The sequence below is a fragment of the Flavobacterium phragmitis genome, assembly GCF_900112575.1.
GTDB lineage: Bacteria > Bacteroidota > Bacteroidia > Flavobacteriales > Flavobacteriaceae > Flavobacterium > Flavobacterium phragmitis.
The window spans coordinates 220342-238825 of the sequence record NZ_FOMH01000001.1 but is presented as its reverse complement, the minus strand read 5'-3'; the positions used below and the strand labels follow the sequence as shown (position 1 = coordinate 238825).

At 33.4% G+C, this 18484-nt stretch carries 14 protein-coding genes; 9 read left to right on the top strand and 5 right to left on the bottom strand.

Annotated features, from left to right (window positions below):
- Nucleotides 1–86 precede the first annotated feature (86 nt).
- On the bottom strand, nucleotides 87–1592 hold the full coding sequence (gene gltX, locus BM289_RS01030) for a glutamate--tRNA ligase (protein WP_091490080.1): 1506 nt from the start codon (nucleotides 1590–1592) through the stop codon (nucleotides 87–89).
- Between the two features lie 163 nt (nucleotides 1593–1755).
- Between gltX and BM289_RS01025 the strand changes: the two genes are divergently transcribed.
- The 8 genes from BM289_RS01025 to BM289_RS00990 all read left to right on the top strand — a co-directional run bounded on the left by BM289_RS01025 (nucleotide 1756) and on the right by BM289_RS00990 (nucleotide 13567).
- Entirely contained in the window at nucleotides 1756–5157 is a 3402-nt protein-coding gene (locus tag BM289_RS01025; protein ID WP_091490078.1) for a DUF4175 family protein, read from the top strand.
- The gene (ybeY, locus tag BM289_RS01020) at nucleotides 5154–5573 is read left to right on the top strand and encodes an rRNA maturation RNase YbeY (protein WP_091490075.1); all 420 of its coding nucleotides are present in this window, start codon (nucleotides 5154–5156) and stop codon (nucleotides 5571–5573) included. Before BM289_RS01025 ends, ybeY begins: the two co-directional genes overlap by 4 nt.
- A 544-nt stretch (nucleotides 5574–6117) precedes the next feature.
- Nucleotides 6118–7989 carry a tRNA uridine-5-carboxymethylaminomethyl(34) synthesis enzyme MnmG gene (gene mnmG / locus BM289_RS01015; protein WP_091490072.1) on the top strand — a complete coding sequence of 624 codons (1872 nt, stop codon included), beginning with the start codon at nucleotides 6118–6120 and terminating at the stop codon, nucleotides 7987–7989.
- Nucleotides 7990–8120: 131 nt separating this feature from the next.
- Complete coding sequence (locus tag BM289_RS01010) at nucleotides 8121–8591, top strand: GNAT family N-acetyltransferase (RefSeq protein ID WP_091490071.1); 471 nt, start codon at nucleotides 8121–8123, stop codon at nucleotides 8589–8591.
- Nucleotides 8592–8675: 84 nt separating this feature from the next.
- Nucleotides 8676–9524 (top strand): class I SAM-dependent methyltransferase, encoded by an 849-nt coding sequence (locus BM289_RS01005; protein ID WP_091490070.1) that lies wholly within the window; start codon nucleotides 8676–8678, stop codon nucleotides 9522–9524.
- 236 nt (nucleotides 9525–9760) lie between these two features.
- Nucleotides 9761–10345, top strand: coding sequence for an OmpH/Skp family outer membrane protein (locus tag BM289_RS01000; protein ID WP_091490699.1), 585 nt, complete (start codon nucleotides 9761–9763; stop codon nucleotides 10343–10345).
- 102 nt (nucleotides 10346–10447) lie between these two features.
- On the top strand, nucleotides 10448–12727 hold the full coding sequence (locus tag BM289_RS00995) for a helix-turn-helix domain-containing protein (RefSeq protein WP_091490067.1): 2280 nt from the start codon (nucleotides 10448–10450) through the stop codon (nucleotides 12725–12727).
- Nucleotides 12728–12805: 78 nt separating this feature from the next.
- A complete protein-coding gene (locus BM289_RS00990; protein WP_091490064.1) occupies nucleotides 12806–13567 on the top strand; it encodes a hypothetical protein in 762 nt (253 codons plus the stop codon).
- 54 nt (nucleotides 13568–13621) lie between these two features.
- Here the strand turns inward: BM289_RS00990 and BM289_RS00985 are convergent, their stop codons facing one another.
- From BM289_RS00985 to BM289_RS00975, 3 genes are all read right to left on the bottom strand, one after another.
- Complete coding sequence (locus BM289_RS00985) at nucleotides 13622–14044, bottom strand: VOC family protein (RefSeq protein ID WP_091490062.1); 423 nt, start codon at nucleotides 14042–14044, stop codon at nucleotides 13622–13624.
- Nucleotides 14045–14075: 31 nt separating this feature from the next.
- Nucleotides 14076–14819 carry a helix-turn-helix domain-containing protein gene (locus BM289_RS00980; RefSeq protein WP_091490698.1) on the bottom strand — a complete coding sequence of 248 codons (744 nt, stop codon included), beginning with the start codon at nucleotides 14817–14819 and terminating at the stop codon, nucleotides 14076–14078.
- Nucleotides 14820–15084: 265 nt separating this feature from the next.
- On the bottom strand, nucleotides 15085–16056 hold the full coding sequence (locus tag BM289_RS00975; protein ID WP_091490060.1) for an HU domain-containing protein: 972 nt from the start codon (nucleotides 16054–16056) through the stop codon (nucleotides 15085–15087).
- 237 nt (nucleotides 16057–16293) lie between these two features.
- Here BM289_RS00975 and dprA point away from each other — a divergent pair, with 237 nt between their 5' ends.
- On the top strand, nucleotides 16294–17394 hold the full coding sequence (gene dprA, locus BM289_RS00970) for a DNA-processing protein DprA (RefSeq protein ID WP_091490697.1): 1101 nt from the start codon (nucleotides 16294–16296) through the stop codon (nucleotides 17392–17394).
- A 103-nt stretch (nucleotides 17395–17497) separates the two neighbouring features.
- On the opposite strand, the gene trpS is transcribed toward dprA, so the two are convergent.
- Complete coding sequence (gene trpS / locus BM289_RS00965; RefSeq protein WP_091490059.1) at nucleotides 17498–18472, bottom strand: tryptophan--tRNA ligase; 975 nt, start codon at nucleotides 18470–18472, stop codon at nucleotides 17498–17500.
- Nucleotides 18473–18484: the final 12 nt, after the last annotated feature.

The following is an 18484-nucleotide window of genomic DNA, read 5'->3' as shown; positions in this document are numbered from 1 at the left end:
TAAAAAGGAATTATCAAACATTAAAAAAACGCTAAGAACATTTTTTTGATGTTACTTAGCGTTTCTATTTTTAAATGAAATTTTAATTATAAAGTTTCAATCGCTTTTTGAATTCTAGAAATTGTTTCTTCTTTTCCAATGATTTCAACAATATCAAATAGGTGAGGACCTTTAAGAGCTCCAACCAAACTTAAACGGAAAGGTTGCATTACTTTACCCATTCCGATTTCGTTTTTAGTTAACCAATCTTTTACGATTGCTTCAATATTTGCAGAAGTAAAATCTTCAATATTTTCTAAAACAGAAATCAGTTCCTGCATTAAAGTTGGAGTTTCTTCTTTCCAGTTTTTACTTGCTTTTTCATCATAAGCAGTTGGAGCTTGGAAAAAGAAATCTGTCAGATCCCAAAATTCTGAAACAAAGTTTGCTCTTTCTTTTACAAGTGAAACAATACGAGTTGTCACTTCGAGCGGAGTCGAGAAGCCTTTTTTCTCTAAAATAGGAGAGAAGGTTTTGGCCAAATCTGCATCATTTTGTTTTACTAAATATTGATGGTTGAACCATTTGTTTTTCTCTGGATCAAATTTAGCCCCAGCTTTGTGAACTCTGTTTAAGTCAAAAGCTTCTGCTAATTCTTCTAAAGAAAATAATTCTTTATCAGTTCCGTCATTCCATCCTAATAAAGCAAGGAAGTTTACAACTGCTTCCGGGAAAAATCCTTTTTCTCTATAACCAGATGAAATTCCTTCTTCGGTTTTCCATTCTAAAGGAAATACAGGGAATCCCATTTTGTCTCCATCTCTTTTTGATAATTTACCATTTCCAACTGGTTTCAAAATCAAAGGTAAATGAGCAAATTCCGGAGCTTCCCAACCAAATGCTTTGTATAATAAAACGTGAAGTGGCATCGATGGTAACCATTCTTCACCACGAATTACATGTGAAGTTTCCATCAAATGATCATCTACAATATTGGCTAAATGGTACGTTGGCATTCCGTCACTTTTGAAAAGAACTTTATCATCCAAAAGATTAGTTTCAAACTTAACATCACCACGAATGATATCTTTTAAATGTAAAGTTTCATCAACCGGAGTTTTAAAACGGATTACATAATGTTCTCCATTTGCAATTCTTTTAGCCGTTTCTTCTGCAGAAATTACCAAAGAAGTATCTAATTTTTCACGATTGTGATGATTGTAAATAAATGTTTTTCCTTCAGCTTCGTGTTGTTTTCTATGTGCATCCAAAGCTTCAGGAGTATCAAAAGCATAATATGCCCAACCAGAATTTATCAACTGATCTGCATATTGTTGGTATAAATCTTTACGTTCGCTTTGTCTGTATGGACCAAATTTTTCATTTTTTCCAACCGTTTCTTCAGGAGCAATTCCTAACCATTCAAGAGCTTCCATAATGTAAGCCTCTGCACCTGGAACAAAACGAGTTTGATCTGTATCTTCAATTCTCAGATAAAAAACACCGTTATGTTTCTTTGCAAATAAATAATTAAATAGGGCAGTACGAACTCCGCCAATATGTAACGGTCCAGTCGGACTTGGTGCAAAACGCACACGAACTTGCTTTGACATTTGTTTAAAATTTTGTTGCAAAGATACGACTTTCAATAAATTCAAATTTTTAAAAATTCCAAATTCCAAACTAGGTGAATCCTTGGAATTTGGAATTTAATTTTTTAGAATTTGAATCTTTATAATTACTACTTTTATAGGTTATAATTAAAACAGATTTATTTTGAAAACATCATCTGCTATATATCAAAAGTTAGAAGCTTTCATTAAGAAATATTATACCAACGAACTGATAAAAGGGATATTACTTTTTACCGGTTTTGGTTTATTGTATTTTCTATTTACGCTTTTTGTAGAGTATTTTCTTTGGCTAAAACCTATAGGAAGAACGTTTCTATTTTGGTTATTTATTGCAGTTGAAGTTTTCCTTTTGGTACGTTTAATTCTGTTTCCATTATTTAAGTTATTCAAACTTCAAAAGGGAATTGATTATACTCAAGCTTCAAAAATCATTGGAAATCATTTCACAGAAGTGAGTGATAAACTGACTAACTTTTTGCAATTGTCATCTGAAAATAATGCTGAAAGTTCAGAATTAGTTTTGGCTTCGATAGAACAAAAGGCTAATTCTTTGCAACCAATTCCTTTTGGAAATGCAATCAATTTTAAAGCGAATAAAAAATATTTACCATTGGCTTTAGTGCCAATTTTGCTTTTTGCTGTGTTTTATATTTCTGGAAATAGCAATATAATTTCTCAAAGTTTGAATAGAGTAGTGCATTTCAATTCTGCATTTTTACCACCTGCTCCTTTCAAATTTGTGGTTTTGAATTCTAATTTACAAGCAGAACAAAACAAAGATTTTGTGATCAAAATGGAATCTGTTGGAAATGTAGTTCCAGAAAATGTCATGATTCATATTGGTGATGAAAGTTATTTTATGGAATCTTCTCAACCTGGAAAGTTTGAATTTAAAATTGAAAAACCTGTTGAAAATGTTCCCTTTTCTTTTGAAGGAAATAATGTAGTTTCAGAAGAATATGAATTGAAAGTAATCACAGTTCCATCCATTGCAAACTTCGAAATGGTTTTAAATTTTCCTTCTTATCTGAAGAAAAAATCAGAGACGATTCAAGGAACTGGAAACGCTATTGTACCAGAAGGAACAACTGTAACCTGGAAAATGAATACCAAATCTACACAAGAAGTAGTATGGAAAAGAGATAATGAAGTATTTAAGTTCAATAAGGCAGAAAATGAGTTTAAATTGGCTAAAAATATTAATCAAAATACAGAATATCAGATTCTTACGTCTAATGATAAGGTGAAAAACTACGAAAAACTAGATTATCAGCTATCTGTAATCAAAGATCAGTTTCCAACCATCAATGTAGGTCCTGCACCAGACAGTTTGAAGCTAGATAAGAACTATATTCTTGGAAGATTGGGTGACGATTACGGACTTTCGAAATTACAAATTGTATACTATGAACGTAACAAACCACAGTCTGCTAAGCGTGGAAATATTCCTGTGAAGTCTGGAGTATTTGATCAGTTTGTTTTTAATTTTCCAAGCAATCTTCCAGTAGAAGAAGGAGTTTCATACGAGTACTATTTTGAAGTTTTCGATAACGATGCACCACACGGATTTAAGTCTACAAAGTCTTCTACATTTTCAGATCGTGTAGCTACAACAGATGAAATTCAGGATCAGGAATTACAGCAGCAAAATCAAAACATTAATAGTTTATCTAAATCTTTGAAGAACCAAACGAAGCAGATTTCAGAAATGGATAAGCTTCAAAATACGGGAAAAGAAAAAGATAATTTAGAGTTTAAAGATCAACAGAAGATCAATGATTTTATAAAACGTCAGAAACAACAAGATGAAATGATGAAACAGTTTTCTGAAAAAATGAATCAGAATTTGGACAAGTTTAAAGATGATAAGAAAGATAAAACAGCTGAAGATTTACAAAAGCGTTTAGATAATGCCCAGAAAGATTTAGAAAAAAATCAGAAATTATTAGACGAATTAAAGAACTTAAACGATAAATTAAACAGTGAAGAACTGTTTGATAAGATGGAAAAGTTCAAACAAATAAGTAAAAACCAATCTCGTAATTTAGAACAATTGGTTGAGCTAACCAAACGTTTTTATGTTTCAAAGAAAGCAGAACAAGTTGCAGAGAAACTAAACAAACTGTCAGAACAACAGGAACAGTTATCTAATAAAGAGAAAGAAAATACTAAAGAGAAGCAGGATGAAATCAATAAATCTTTTGATAAGATTCAGGAAGATTTAAAAGATTTGAAGGAAGAAAATAAGACTTTAAAGAAGCCTTTAGATATTCCATCTGATGCTTCTAAAGAGAAAGATGTAGACAATGATTTGAATAAAGCTTCTGAGGAATTAAGTAAAAAGAATACTTCTGGAGCTAAACCAAAACAGAAAAGTGCTGCAAAGAAAATGAAGTCTATGGCTCAGGAAATGCAGAGCGAAATGGAAGGTGGAGAACAAGAACAATTAGAGGAAGATGTAGCAATGCTTCGTCAGATTCTAGATAATCTTTTAGCTTATTCTTTATCGCAAGAAGATGTGATGAAACAGTTCAAAGCAATGAAACTAGGTTCTTCTACATTCACAAAAAATATCAAGATTCAGCAGAACTTGAAACAGCAGTTCCGACATGTAGATGATAGTTTGTTTGCACTTTCATTACGTAATCCAAAGGTTGCTGAAGACGTTACTAAGGAAATAGGAAACGTGCAATACAACATGGACAAAGCTATAGAAACCTTGACCGATGTTCAGATTCCAAGAGGAGTTTCACACCAGCAATATGCAGTTTCATCAGCAAATAAGTTAGCCGATTTTTTAAGTGATTTATTGAACAACATGCAGATGTCTATGCCTAAACCGGGAGCTGGAAAACCTAAACCAGGAGACGGACAAGGAATGCAGTTACCAGATATTATTCAGAAACAAAAAGGTCTTGCAGATAAAATGAAAGAAGGAATGAAACCTGGACAACAACCGGGAGACAAACCTGGTGAAGGTAAAGATGGAAAGTCTGGACAAGGACAAAACGGTCAGGGTAAAGATGGACAAGGAAAGGAAGGACAAGGTAACAAAAGTGGAGATAAAGGTTCTTCTGGTAAAGATGGAAAAAGTGGAAAAGGAGAGAAGAATGGTAATGAAGGAGAAGATGGAGAAGGCGATGCAGAAGCAATAATGGAAATATACAAAGAGCAAGTTAAGCTTCGTGAAGCACTTCAAAAAGAGTTAGCGAAGAAAGGTTTAGATGCTCAAGGCAGATCTATTATTGATCAGATGAAACAATCTGAAAAGCAGATTTTAAATAAAGGTTTTAAGAATGAGAACTTACAACGCATTCTAAATATCCAGCAAGAATTATGGAAATTAAACAATGCAGTTCAGCAACAAGGTCAGGATACACAAAGACAATCTGAAACAAATAAGGCTGAATTTACGAATCGTTCAAATGCTTTACCAAGTTCACTATTGGAATATTTAAACAGTGTGGAGATATTAAACAGACAATCACTACCTTTGCGCTCGAATTTTAATCAAAAAGTTCAAGAATACTTTAATACAAAATGATAAATTTTAATTACGAAACAGATTTTACTCTAGGAGACGAGCAGGCTTTTAGTGACTGGCTTAGTGCTGTAATTGTTTCTGAAAACAAGAATGAAGGAGAGATCAATTATATATTTTGTGATGATGAATATCTTCATAAAATCAACGTTGAATATCTAGATCATGATACTCTTACTGATATTATCAGTTTTGATTATACAGTTGGTAACGAGTTAAATGGCGATATTTTTGTTTCTGTAGAACGTGTTGCAGACAATGCAAAAGACTTCAATGTTTCATTTGCCGAAGAACTTAAAAGAGTGCTGTCTCATGGTATACTACATTACTGTGGATATAAAGATAAGACTGATGAAGATGCTCAATTAATGAGAGCTAAGGAAGAGGAGAAGATGAAGATGTTTCACGTGGAACAGTAATTAAATTTCTTTTTATTATAGAGATGTTCCACGTGAAACGTTTTTAAGTTTTGATTTGTTACAACGTTCCACGTGAAACATATTTAGAGATTATAGGTAAAAATAACAACGTTCCACGTGGAACGTTAGAATAAAAATTTTGAATAATAAATTAAATCGTTCCACGTGGAACGATTTTTTAAGTTTGAATTTAAAAGAAAAGAAATAGGATGTTTCACGTGGAACATGATTTTGAAATGGTCTTTGAAGTTTAGAATGGAAGTTTAGAATGGAAGTTTAGAATGGAAGTTTAGAATGGAAGTTTAGAATGGAAGTTTTTGAAATGTTTCACGTGAAACATTTTCGAAGCTTCTAGTTTGAAGATTCTAGTTTGAAGATTCTAGTTTGAAGATTCTAGTTTGAAGATTCTAGTTTGAAGATTCTAGTTTGAACTTGAAATGTGAAACCTGAAATAAAAAGAATTATACGTTCCACGTGGAACAAGAAAAATATAAAAGTAATTCTAGAAACCGCGTTAGCGGTTTTTGGAGAATAATAAAACAAAATGTTTTTAGAAGAATACGATGTTATTGTGGTTGGTGCAGGCCATGCTGGTTCTGAAGCTGCAGCTGCGGCTGCAAATTTGGGATCGAAAACTTTATTGGTTACAATGAGTTTGCAAAACATTGCGCAGATGTCTTGTAATCCTGCGATGGGTGGAATTGCAAAAGGACAAATTGTTCGTGAGATTGATGCACTTGGAGGATATTCAGGAATTGTTTCTGATCGAACTGCAATTCAGTTCAAGATGTTGAATAAATCGAAAGGACCGGCAATGTGGTCGCCGAGAGTTCAAAGTGACAGAATGCGTTTTGCAGAAGAATGGAGAATGATGTTGGAAGCAACTCCAAATCTTGATTTTTATCAAGAGATGGTAAAAGGGTTGATAATTGAAGGCGGAAAGATAAAAGGAATTAGAACTTCACTTGGAGTTGAGATTCGTTCCAAATCTGTGGTTTTGACAAATGGTACTTTTTTGAATGGTTTGATTCATATTGGAGAAAAACAATTCGGAGGTGGTAGAGCAGGAGAAAGTGCTGCGACCGGAATTACCGAAGATTTGATTAAAGCAGGTTTTGAAGCTGGAAGAATGAAAACAGGAACGCCACCTCGAGTGGATGGACGTTCTTTAGATTATTCTAAAATGAACGAAGAAAAGGGAGATGCAAAGCCAGATAAGTTTTCTTATTCAGATGTGACTTCTCCGTTAACGCATCAGCGTTCTTGTTATATGACGTATACGTCTTTGGATGTTCACGATATTTTGAGAGAAGGTTTTGATCGCTCTCCAATGTTCAATGGAAGAATCAAAAGTTTAGGACCAAGATACTGTCCATCAATTGAAGATAAGATTAATCGTTTTGCAGACAAAGAACGCCATCAATTATTTGTGGAGCCTGAAGGATGGAATACATGTGAAGTTTACGTAAACGGATTTTCAACTTCACTTCCTGAAGATATTCAATTCAAAGCGCTTCGTTCGGTAGCAGGTTTTGAAAATGTAAAATTCTTTAGACCTGGTTATGCAATCGAATATGATTTCTTTCCTCCAACGCAATTGAAACATACTTTGGAAACAAAGTTAGTGGAAGGTTTGTATTTCGCTGGACAGATTAACGGAACAACAGGATATGAAGAAGCAGCTTCTCAAGGTTTGATGGCTGGAATAAATGCACACTTGAAAGTGCACGAAAAAGATCCGTTGATTTTAAAACGTGATGAAGCTTACATCGGAGTTTTAATTGATGACTTAATTACGAAAGGAACGGAAGAACCATATCGTATGTTTACATCAAGAGCAGAATATAGAACATTGTTGCGTCAAGATAATGCCGATTTCAGATTGACTCCAATGTCATATGAAATTGGTTTAGCTTCTGAAGAGCGTTTAAGAAGAATGGAAAAGAAATTGAACGAGTCTGAAAAGATGGTTCAATTCTTCAAAGAAACAAGTGTTACGATCGCAGAAACAAACCCGATTTTGGAAGCGAAAGAATCTGCACCGATTTCACAAGGAGATAAAATGTTTAAGATTTTCTCTCGTCCACAGATTGAATTAGAAGATATGTTGAAATTTGAAAAAGTTTCGGCTTACATCGAAGAGAATGATTTGGATGAAGAAATTGTTGAGCAAGCCGTAATTCAGGTGAAATATTCTGGTTATATCGAAAAAGAAAGAAATAATGCAGATAAGTTGAATCGTTTGGAAGAAGTAAAAATTCCAGACAATTTTGATTATAACAAAATCAAGTCAATGTCTATTGAAGCAAAACAGAAATTAAGCAAGATTCGTCCTGTAACCATTTCTCAAGCTTCGAGAATTAGCGGAGTATCACCAAGTGATATTTCCGTGCTTTTGATTTATATGGGAAGATAAAAAAGTTAGCAGTGGCAGTTTTCAGTTTCAGTAGAACTGAGTACTGAAAGTTCGGATTGAGACTGAGAACTGTGACTGAAAACTAAAACAATGTTCCACGTGAAACGTTTTAATAAAAAAAAGATCAAAAAATGAAAGTTGTACATCAAAATAGTTTTTCAGAGAATGAAAAAGAAACATTGTGGCAACTTCGAAATAATGAATATCCAATTCAATTTGGTCATGAAACTTTTCAGGAATTTGAGTCGTATTGCAATGCTTTAGTAAAAACAGAAAATTACATTCTGATTGATTCTGGAAATGTTATTCAAGGTTGGGCTTATACTTTTTTTCGCGATAGCGAAATTTGGTTTGCAATAATGTTGAATTATGAATTTCAAGGAAAAGGATATGGCAGAATTTTATTGGAGGAAATCAAAAAGAATAATCAAAATTTGAACGGCTGGGTAATCGATCATGAAAAGGATCTCAAACGAAATAATAAAAAATACAAATCACCATTGGAATTTTATGTTCGAAATGGTTTTGCTGTTTTGGATGATATCAGATTAGAAAATGAAAAGATTTCGGCCGTTAAGATCAATTGGAAAAGTAACAAATAACAAAAACTAAAAAATCCTAAAAATGATGAAATTTCGTTTTTAGGATTTGCTATAAATTAAACCCAAATATCTATAATTTTAAAAATGGACGTTTTAAACAAAAAACACTTTCTTACAGTAAAAGACCATTCTGTTTCAAAAGAAATTTTCGATTTGTATTATGATGAAGAATTAGATATGCTGATTACATCGCCACAACCTGAACTGCAAAATTTAGGCAAATATTATGAAAGTGAAGATTATATTTCACATACAGACAACAAACGTTCCTTATTTGAAAAAGCCTATCATTTTGTGAAAAATATAGCGCTTCAGAATAAATTGAATTTAATTAATAGCGAACAGCCACAAAAAGGTAAATTACTGGATATTGGTGCCGGAACGGGAGATTTTCTTTTAACAGCAAAAAACAATGGTTGGGAAACTATTGGAGTTGAACCAAGCGACAGAGCAAAAAATATTGCCAAACAAAAAGGAATTTCGTTTGTAGAAGAAATTAGCACTTTAGAAAATAATTCTTTAGATGTAATTACGATGTGGCATGTTTTGGAACACGTTCCAAATTTAGAACAACAAATCCAGGAATTGAAGCGTTTGTTAAAACCAACTGGAACATTAATTGTTGCGGTTCCAAATTACAAATCGTTTGATGCAAATCATTATGAAACTTTTTGGGCTGCTTATGATGTGCCAATTCACTTTTGGCATTTCTCTAAAAAATCAATTCAGTTGCTTTTTGAAAAAGTGGATATAAAATTAGAAAAAATACTTCCAATGAAATTTGATTCGTTTTATGTTAGTCTTTTATCAGAAAAATATAAAACAGGAAAAATGAATTATATCAAAGCTTTTTTCGTTGGTTTAAAATCGAACTGGAAAGCCAAGAGCACAAAAGAATATTCTTCGCATATTTATGTTTTGAAGAACAAATAAAAACGGTATAAAATAGAAAACGCTATTTTGTCTTTTCAAGGATGAAATAGCCTTTATTGTTTAAAAAAGGAGAAAAAAACATCAAAATCAATGCGATAGCGTCGATTTATAGTAAGAATTCTTTCTATAAATAAAAACAATATGATAAAATTTGAGCATTTTTTAAACTTTATGCTGTTACTATTGATTTTTTTATATTTTTGTCTTCAATCACTTTAAAATTAGAATTAAAAAAAATGAAAAAAGCATTAGTTATTATCGCACTTTCAGTTTTCGCAGTTTCTTGTAACAAAACAGCAGAGGTAAAGGAAGTAAAAACAGCTTACGTGGATACTTCGGTTTTGATGAAAGAGTACACTGAGGCAAAAGATTTAGAGGCAAAATACAAAGCTCAAGCGGAAGAAAAAGGAAGACAATTACAGGCTGAGATTTCACGTTTTAAACAAGACGCTGCTAGTTTTCAAAGTCAGGCACAAGCAAATGGTCAAGCTTGGGCGCAGCAAAGAGGTGCGGAATTACAAAAAAGAGAACAACAGTTAGGATATGCTCAACAAGCATTGGCTCAACAATTACAACAAGAGAGTGGAGTTGAAATGGATTCTTTAATCAGTGGTGTTAAAAAATTCATTAAAGACTACGGAAAGAAAAACGGATACTCTTACATCTACGGAACTGGAGATGCTGCAACTGTTTTGTATGCTGAAGATAAATATGATATCACAAAAGAGATTATCAAAGAATTAAACGAAAAATACAAAGCAACACCAAAAGCAGATGCTAAACCAGCAGCTGAAACAAAAGAAGGTGAAGCAAAAAAATAAAAACTACCAAACTAACTAAATTACTAAAAACCTAAATCCACTAAGATTTAGGTTTTTTCTTTTTATAAGAATAAGGTAATTTTAGTTTTTAATACAAGCCCAATGCAAAACGTTTCAGAAGCGGCAGCTTACACTTTACAATTCATCAATCAGACGCAAAAATCTATTTTCCTTACCGGTAAAGCAGGAACAGGAAAAACTACGCTTTTGCGCGAAATCATTGCAACCACTCACAAAAATACTGTGGTTGTCGCACCAACTGGAATTGCAGCTTTGAATGCAGGCGGTGTTACGATTCACTCTATGTTCCAGCTTCCGTTTTCTGCATTTATTCCTTCGTACGAAGCAAGTGCACAATTTACCGATACGGTTAAGTTCGAAAACAAGGAATCGCTGCGACGTCATTTCAAAATGAATAATGTCAAGCGAAATGTAATCAAAAACATGGAGCTTCTAGTTATTGATGAAGTCAGTATGATGCGAGCTGATTTGCTGGATGCTGTCGATTTTATGATGCAGACTGTTCGAAGAAACACGCAACCTTTTGGTGGAGTTCAAGTGTTGTTTATTGGAGATTTGCTTCAGTTACCGCCAGTTATTCGGGATGAAGAATGGCGCACGCTGAAAAACTATTACCGCGGCAAGTTCTTTTTCCATTCCCATGTTCTTCAAACGTATCCACCGATTTATATCGAATTGTCAAAAATCTATCGTCAAACCGATGATGCTTTTATCTCGGTTTTGAACAATCTTCGAAATAATCAGATCACCCCAGAAGATATAGCCATTCTAAATCAATATGTTAAGCCTGATTTTGACTTCAAAGAGAACAAAGGTTATATCACGCTGACTACACACAATGCAAAAGCAGATTCTATTAACAATCAGTCAATCAATGATTTAGGTGGTAAAGAATACATTTATACGCCATTTGTTGTTGGAGATTTTCCTGAAAAGATTTTTCCTGTTGAAGAAGAATTGAAATTGAAGGTCGGAGCGCAAATTATGTTTGTTAAGAATGACTTATCTTTTGAAAAGAGATATTTCAATGGAAAGATGGGGGTAATCAAATCGCTTTCAGATGAAGAAATCTTTGTTCACTTCCCTGAAGAGAACATGACTCTGGAAGTGGAGAAGTACGAATGGAAGAATATCCGTTACAAAGTCAACGAACAAACCAAAGATATCGAGGAAGAGGTTTTAGGAACCTTTGCGCATTATCCAATCAAACTGGCGTGGGCAATTACGGTGCACAAAAGCCAAGGTTTAACTTTTGACAAAGCAGCGCTTGATGTATCACAAGTTTTTCTGCCTGGGCAGGCGTATGTGGCACTTTCGCGTTTGCGTTCCTTAAACGGGCTTATTTTGCTTTCTCCGATGCAGATGAATGGTATTTCGAACGATCAAGATGTGATGGATTATGCTTTGAATAGAGCGACGGAAGAAGTTTTGAAGAGTTCACTTCACTTTGAAACCAAAAATTTTATTCATAACTATTTGATCAACAGTTTTAATTGGGGAGAATTGGCGCAAGAATGGCGAAATCATCGTTTCAGTTATAACGAAAATGCTGCAGGATCTGAAAAAGCGAAACACGCTGCCTGGGCGCATAAGCGAATGGAAATCATGGAGCAACTTTTGGATCCTTCGCAGAAATTCATTGCACAACTCAATAAAATTTTCATCAAAGAAACGGTTGATTTGTTTTTTGTGAAAGAAAGGGTAGAAGCGGCCTATGATTATTTCTTCAAACCGATGGACAAGTTGGTTGATGATCTGATTTATAAAATCAATGAAATTCAGAAATTTAAAAAAGTCAAGGAATTTTACGAAGAACTGATTTTTTTGGAAGATCTGCAGACCAAAGCAGTTCTACGATTGATGAAAGCCAAATTATTGATCGAAGTTGTGGTTTCTGGCGAAGCAATCTCTAAAGAAAAATTATCATCGCCAGTTATTCGAAATTATAAAACCAACAAAGCGGAAAGAATCCGAGAAGAGCTGAAAACGACAAATACAGACATTTTCAGGACAGAAGAACCCGTGGTTCGATACAAATCAGCTAAAGCGGAGAAAAACGAGCTTAAAACGGCTAAAAAAACGACTGTTGAAGAAACGTACGATTTGTGGATCGAGAAAAATTCTGTAGAAGATATTGCGAGAATGCGTAAATTGAATGTTCAAACCATCGAAGGACATTTGATTAGACTGATTCAGGCTAAAAAGATTGAAATTACAGATGTTTTGCCGTACGATAAAATTTTAGCACTAAGAGAAGCGTTTCAGTTTTATCAAGAAGAATCGTTAAGCGGTTTGAAAGAAAAACATGGTGATGAATTTACTTGGGATGAATTAAAAATGTTCAAAGCGAGCATTAATTAATTGTATTTGAACGTCCCACGTGAAACATTGTTTTGTTTCTTAAAAATCTAGTTTATAAAGTATTAAATCAATTTTGGCATGAAAACATACAGAACTTTTCTACTATTTCTAATCTTTTGTTCGTTATTTACAAACGCACAGGATTTGAAACCCGAATATCAGAAATTCATTTCGAAGTTTATTTTGGAAGTGAAAAACAATGATAAAGAAGCGGTTTCAAAACATTTTAAATTTCCATTTAAACGAGAATATCCAATTCCATTGGTAAAGGATAAGCAAGATTTTATAAAAAGATACAACCAGATTTTTGATAAAGTTTTGATTGAAAAAATAACGAAATCAGATCCGGCAATAGATTGGTCGGAAGTAGGTTGGAGAGGAATTATGCTGAACAGAGGCGATTTGTGGATTGATACCGATGGAAAAATTAGCAGCATAAATCACCAATCTGATGAGGAACTGAAATTAAAAAAAGAATTGATTGCGGTGCAGAAAAAAGAAGTAAATGCTTCACTTTCAAAATTTAAAGAACCGGTTGCAATCCTTGAAACGGCAAAATTCAGAATCAGAATTGATGATCTTGGAAATGACAATTACAGATACGCTTCATGGTCAGTAAAACAGAAAATGACAGAAAAACCAGATTTGATAATCGAAAAAGGAGTTTTTCATGCCGATGGAACTGGAGGTAATCATTACTATGAATTTAAAAAAGGAAACTTCACATACAATTGCTACATCATTGTTTTAGGCCAATCCGATTCACCGCCTGCAATTCTAACGGTTTATCAATCTGGAAAAGAAATTTTGTCTCAAGATGCAAAAATTTTGAGGCAGTAAAATCCAAACTTAAAAAACACTTTCTCTAACAACTCAAGAGAAAGTGTTTTTTATTTATGCCGCTTTTTCAGCAAAAACCAAGATGTAGCCATCCAAATCTTTTACATAAAACTCCTGCATTCCGTACCAGGTTTTTTGGAGTTCTGTAATTTCAAGTTTTTCATTTTTAAGGCTTTGATATAAATTTTGTATGCCTTCGACTTCCATGTAAAAAGATACTGTTGCTCCAATCGGTAGTCCTTCAGAAAAAGCGACATCTGTCTTAAAAGTATCCGAACGTTGAAACATAATTTCAACAGCATCTTGCTGTAACATAGCATAGACATATTCTTTATCGGAGTGGATCACGTTGTCAACGCCGTCTTGACTTTCGGAAACTGCCATAATTAGTTTAAAGCCAAAATACTGGGTGTAGAATTCGACACTTTTTCTGATGTCTCTTACTTCAAAATTGGGAGATAGTTTACTTATTTTCATTGGAATGAAATTAAAAAATTAAGTCCCAAAATTATTTTTCTTCCCGTGTTGATAATTGTAAAAATCGGTCGTTTTTATTTCTGTGAAGTTCCTTTGGAGTAGCGCCAGTATATTTTTTGATTTCTTTTATGAAATGTGCCTGATCGAAGAAATCGGTTTGTGGTTTGAGATTTCCATTTGAAATTTCCTGATAAGCAGCATTACAGCGAACAATTTTCAGAAATTCTTTAAGCGGAATTCCAAACTGCGAATTGAAATAGCGATTGATCTGCCGGCTGCTCCAGAAAATTTGAGTAGAAATTTCTGAAACTGTTTTTACCTGATGTTGATACACAAATTCAAATAATTTAAGTTTCCGGTTGTCAATTTCAGTAAATCTAATGATTTCAGCGTTCAGGTTTTCAGAAACGACGGTTGTAAATTTTTCGAATTCATCAAAGGCGAAAGAGTCTATATTCCAGAACGATAAAGGTAAATTTTGTGTGGTATCTAAAATAGATTTGATTTCTGTTTTAAAAAAATACTCGAGCGATAGGAGTTTAAATCTGATGGCAAAGAAAGTAGTATTCTTGGGTATGTGGATATCTTTTGGCGTTGTCCATATTCCAGTCAGTTTTACTTTGGATAAGGATTGGTTTTCAAATTCGGCAATAAGATCAAAATAACCATCGGGCAGAATAGTATGCCTTACTACTGTTTCTGAAGTTTCATAATACCAGAAGGACTGCACAAAATTGCTTAAAATTCCTGTTGGCTTTATTTCTTTATAACTCATAGAGTTTTTTCCTTTTAGGAATCTGATACGATTTCGTTCGTATTGATTTAACAATGAATGTTTTCCACGTGAAACGGAAGAAAATGAATTAGCAAAAGTAAATTTTCTTTTTACAATTTATTTCAGATTTCTTATGAAGTTGATTTTTCTTCAATTGCTATCGTTACAGTTTGATAAGCTCAAAAGTATAATTTTTATATAATGTTTATAATCAGTGGAAATCAAAAAAAAAATCCTATTCGGAAGAATAGGATTTTCAATAGTTTTATAGATTTTCGACTAAGATCCAGGCATCTGGATTTTCGCCTTTTTGTATTTCTCTTTTAGCTTGTTCAGCTTCTTGCATGGTAGTGTAGCTTCCGTATAAAACTGGAAATAATCCATGTTTGTTTTCTTTCAGCATCCTAGCTTTGAAACCATCTTTAATCAGTTGATTGTAAGCTTTTCTTGCATTGGCTTCGCTTCTAAAAGCACCAGCGATAATGTGATAAGGCATGGTTGGCTCAGCTGTTTCAACTTTAGCAGAATCTACAGAAAGTGTTACTGCTGGAAGCGGACTTTTGATAAAGAAAGTGGCCTCTTGTATTTTGTTCTGTACTTTTTTCTGAACCGATTTTTCAACCATAAGAGTTTGGTTGTCAATCTGATTTTGATATAAAGGATAACCAATGCTTCCTGTAATTCCAAGTCCAAGAACAATTATCGCAGCATATTTCAAGAATGGATTTGAAGATTTTACTTGTTCTTCATTTTCATATAATAAAACTGCATCTTTTTCTTTTGCAGCGATTTTTTCGATTTTTTTCTCGAAAATCTCTTTTTTCACAATAGGAGAGACAAAAGGACTTAATCCAAAAGAATTTGCTTGATAATTGGTTTGATCGTTTGGTGTGAAAACGATATTACTTTCAGAGTTTAAACGCAGTTCTCCAATATTCTTCAAAAGAATTACGCCATTTTCTTCTAATGTTTTTTTCCAGCTTAAAACTTCAAAAGCAATTGCACTTACAGCAAAACCATAAGAGGTTTTTTCAGCTTGCGCGATATGATTTGCTAACAATCCGTCGTTATTTTTGATACGACTGTTGAAAGAAACGGTTTTTTTAGGAGGAAAAAACGAATTAGTGCTTGGATTAAGCTGCGCTGAATGACTTTCGGTTAAAAATGCACCAAATCCTGGAACCGTTACACACTGATAACGATACAATAACTGTGAGATGTATACTTCGATTTTCATAATCACAAAGTTATGCATCGCTTATAGTTATCAAAATTTTATTCACAATTTTTATTAACAATTGAGTTTTATTTTTAGAGAATTCATTTTCAAATATATAAGTCAGTGTTTATGCAATTTCGGAAGTGATTTTAAAATTTAACTATTTAATTTATTAAGAATTTACTTTATTTTAGTGATATTTGCGCTTTTGAATTAATAAAAATAGAAATTCTATTTTACATAATGTTATATAAGATGAAGGATCAAGAGTTGTTTTATTTGCTTGCACTTTTAAAAGTGGATGGAGTAGGAGATATTATGGGGAAGAAATTACTGCATTCTTTTGGTAATGCCGAATCTATTTTTAAAGCAAAAAATAGCCAACTCGCAGCAGTTGATGGAATTGGAAGTGTTTTATTGAAAAACTTAAAAGATAAAAGCGTTTTTGATAAAGCCGAAAAAGAATTGTCTTTTATTAAAAATAATACCATTCAAACTTCTTTTTTTCAAGACGAAAGCTATCCGGAAAGACTGAAACATTGCCTTGATGGTCCTATTTTAATTTTTACGGCTGGAAATTTAAATTTAAAAAACAGGAAAATAATCAGCATTGTCGGTACCAGACAGATTACCTCTTATGGAACAGAATTCTGCAGAAAATTGATTGAAGATTTAGCTCCACTAGATCCTGTAATCGTAAGCGGATTTGCTTATGGCGTAGATATCGTGGCACATCAAGCTGCTATAGATCATAATTTGCAGACCATTGGTGTTTTGGCTCACGGTCTAAATCAGATATATCCTAGATCGCATAAAAAGTATATGGCAAAGATGGAGGAGAATGGGGGTTTTATTACAGAATTTTGGAGCGATTCAAATCCTGATAAAGAAAAGTTTGTACGCCGAAATCGTATTGTTGCTGGTATGAGCGAAGCAACAATCGTAATAGAATCTGCAGATAAGGGAGGTTCATTAATCACAGCGAACATGGCCAATGAATACAATCGTGATGTTTTTGCAGTGCCTGGAAGAGTGACTGATAAATATAGTCAAGGTTGTAATAATTTGATTAAAACCCAGAAAGCAAGTGTATTGACCAATGTGGCCGATTTGATTTATATGTTGAATTGGGATATTAAAGAAAAACCAAAGCCCATCCAGAAACTACTTTTTGTTGACTTGGAACCAGAGGAACAAAAAGTATATGATTTTCTTCAAGTTAACGGAAAGGAATTACTTGATATTATTGCCATTCAATGTGATTTTCCGATTTTCAAAATGTCTGGAATTCTCTTAAATATGGAATTAAAAGGTTTAATAAGGCCACTTCCGGGAAAACTTTTTGAGTCAATTTAACACAGAAAACCTTATATATAATCATTGAATTTTAATAAAAAAACGTTGATCAGTTTCAAAACTAATCAACGTTTGATTTTAAAATATATTGAGAGTTGGGGAATTACTTCGAAAACCCTAAGACTTCTCTAACTTTTGCCAAAACACCATCGGCAATTATAGAAGCTTTAGCTGCGCCTTTTTTCAATAAGGCATCTACTTCTTCAAGGTTGTTGATGTAGTAATTATATTTCTCTCTTTCTGCTTTGAATTTTTCTGTAATCAATTCAAACAAAGCTTGTTTTGCATGGCCGTATCCATAATTTCCACCAAGATAATTAGCTCTCATTTGTGCAATTTGTTCTTCATTTGCTAAAAGCGAATAGATTGCAAATGCATTACAGGTATCAGGATTTTTAGGATCTTCAAGTGGTGTAGAATCTGTTTCGATACTCATTACTTGTTTGCGTAAGGTCTTATCATCCAAGAAAATATTGATAATGTTATTGGCAGACTTACTCATTTTTCCTCCATTTGTTCCCGGTATCAACATGATGTTTTCCTGAATTTTTGCTTCAGGAAGAACAAAAGTTTCGCCCATTTGATGGTTAAAACGAGAAGCCACATCACGTGTAATTTCTAAATGCTGCAACTGATCTTTTCCAACAGGAACAAATTCAGCATCATACAATAAAATATCTGCCGCCATTAACATTGGATAGGTGAAAAGTCCGGCGTTAACATCATCCAAACGGTCAGCTTTATCTTTGAAAGAATGTGCCAAAGTCAATCTCTGAAAAGGAAAAAAACAGCTTAAATACCAAGTCAATTCAGTAGTCTGCACCACATCAGATTGTCTGTAAAACGTCACTTTATCTGGATTTAAACCACAAGCAAGCCATGCTGCAGCAGTGCTGTAGGTATTCTCTCTTAAAGTTTTTCCGTCTTTAATCTGAGTGATTGAATGTAAATCAGCAATAAACAAAAAAGATTCGTTAGCCGGATCATTTGATAATTCGATTGCTGGAATAATTGCTCCTAATAAATTTCCTAAATGCGGCGTTCCTGTACTCTGAACACCCGTAAGTATTTTTGCCATTCTCAATTTTTT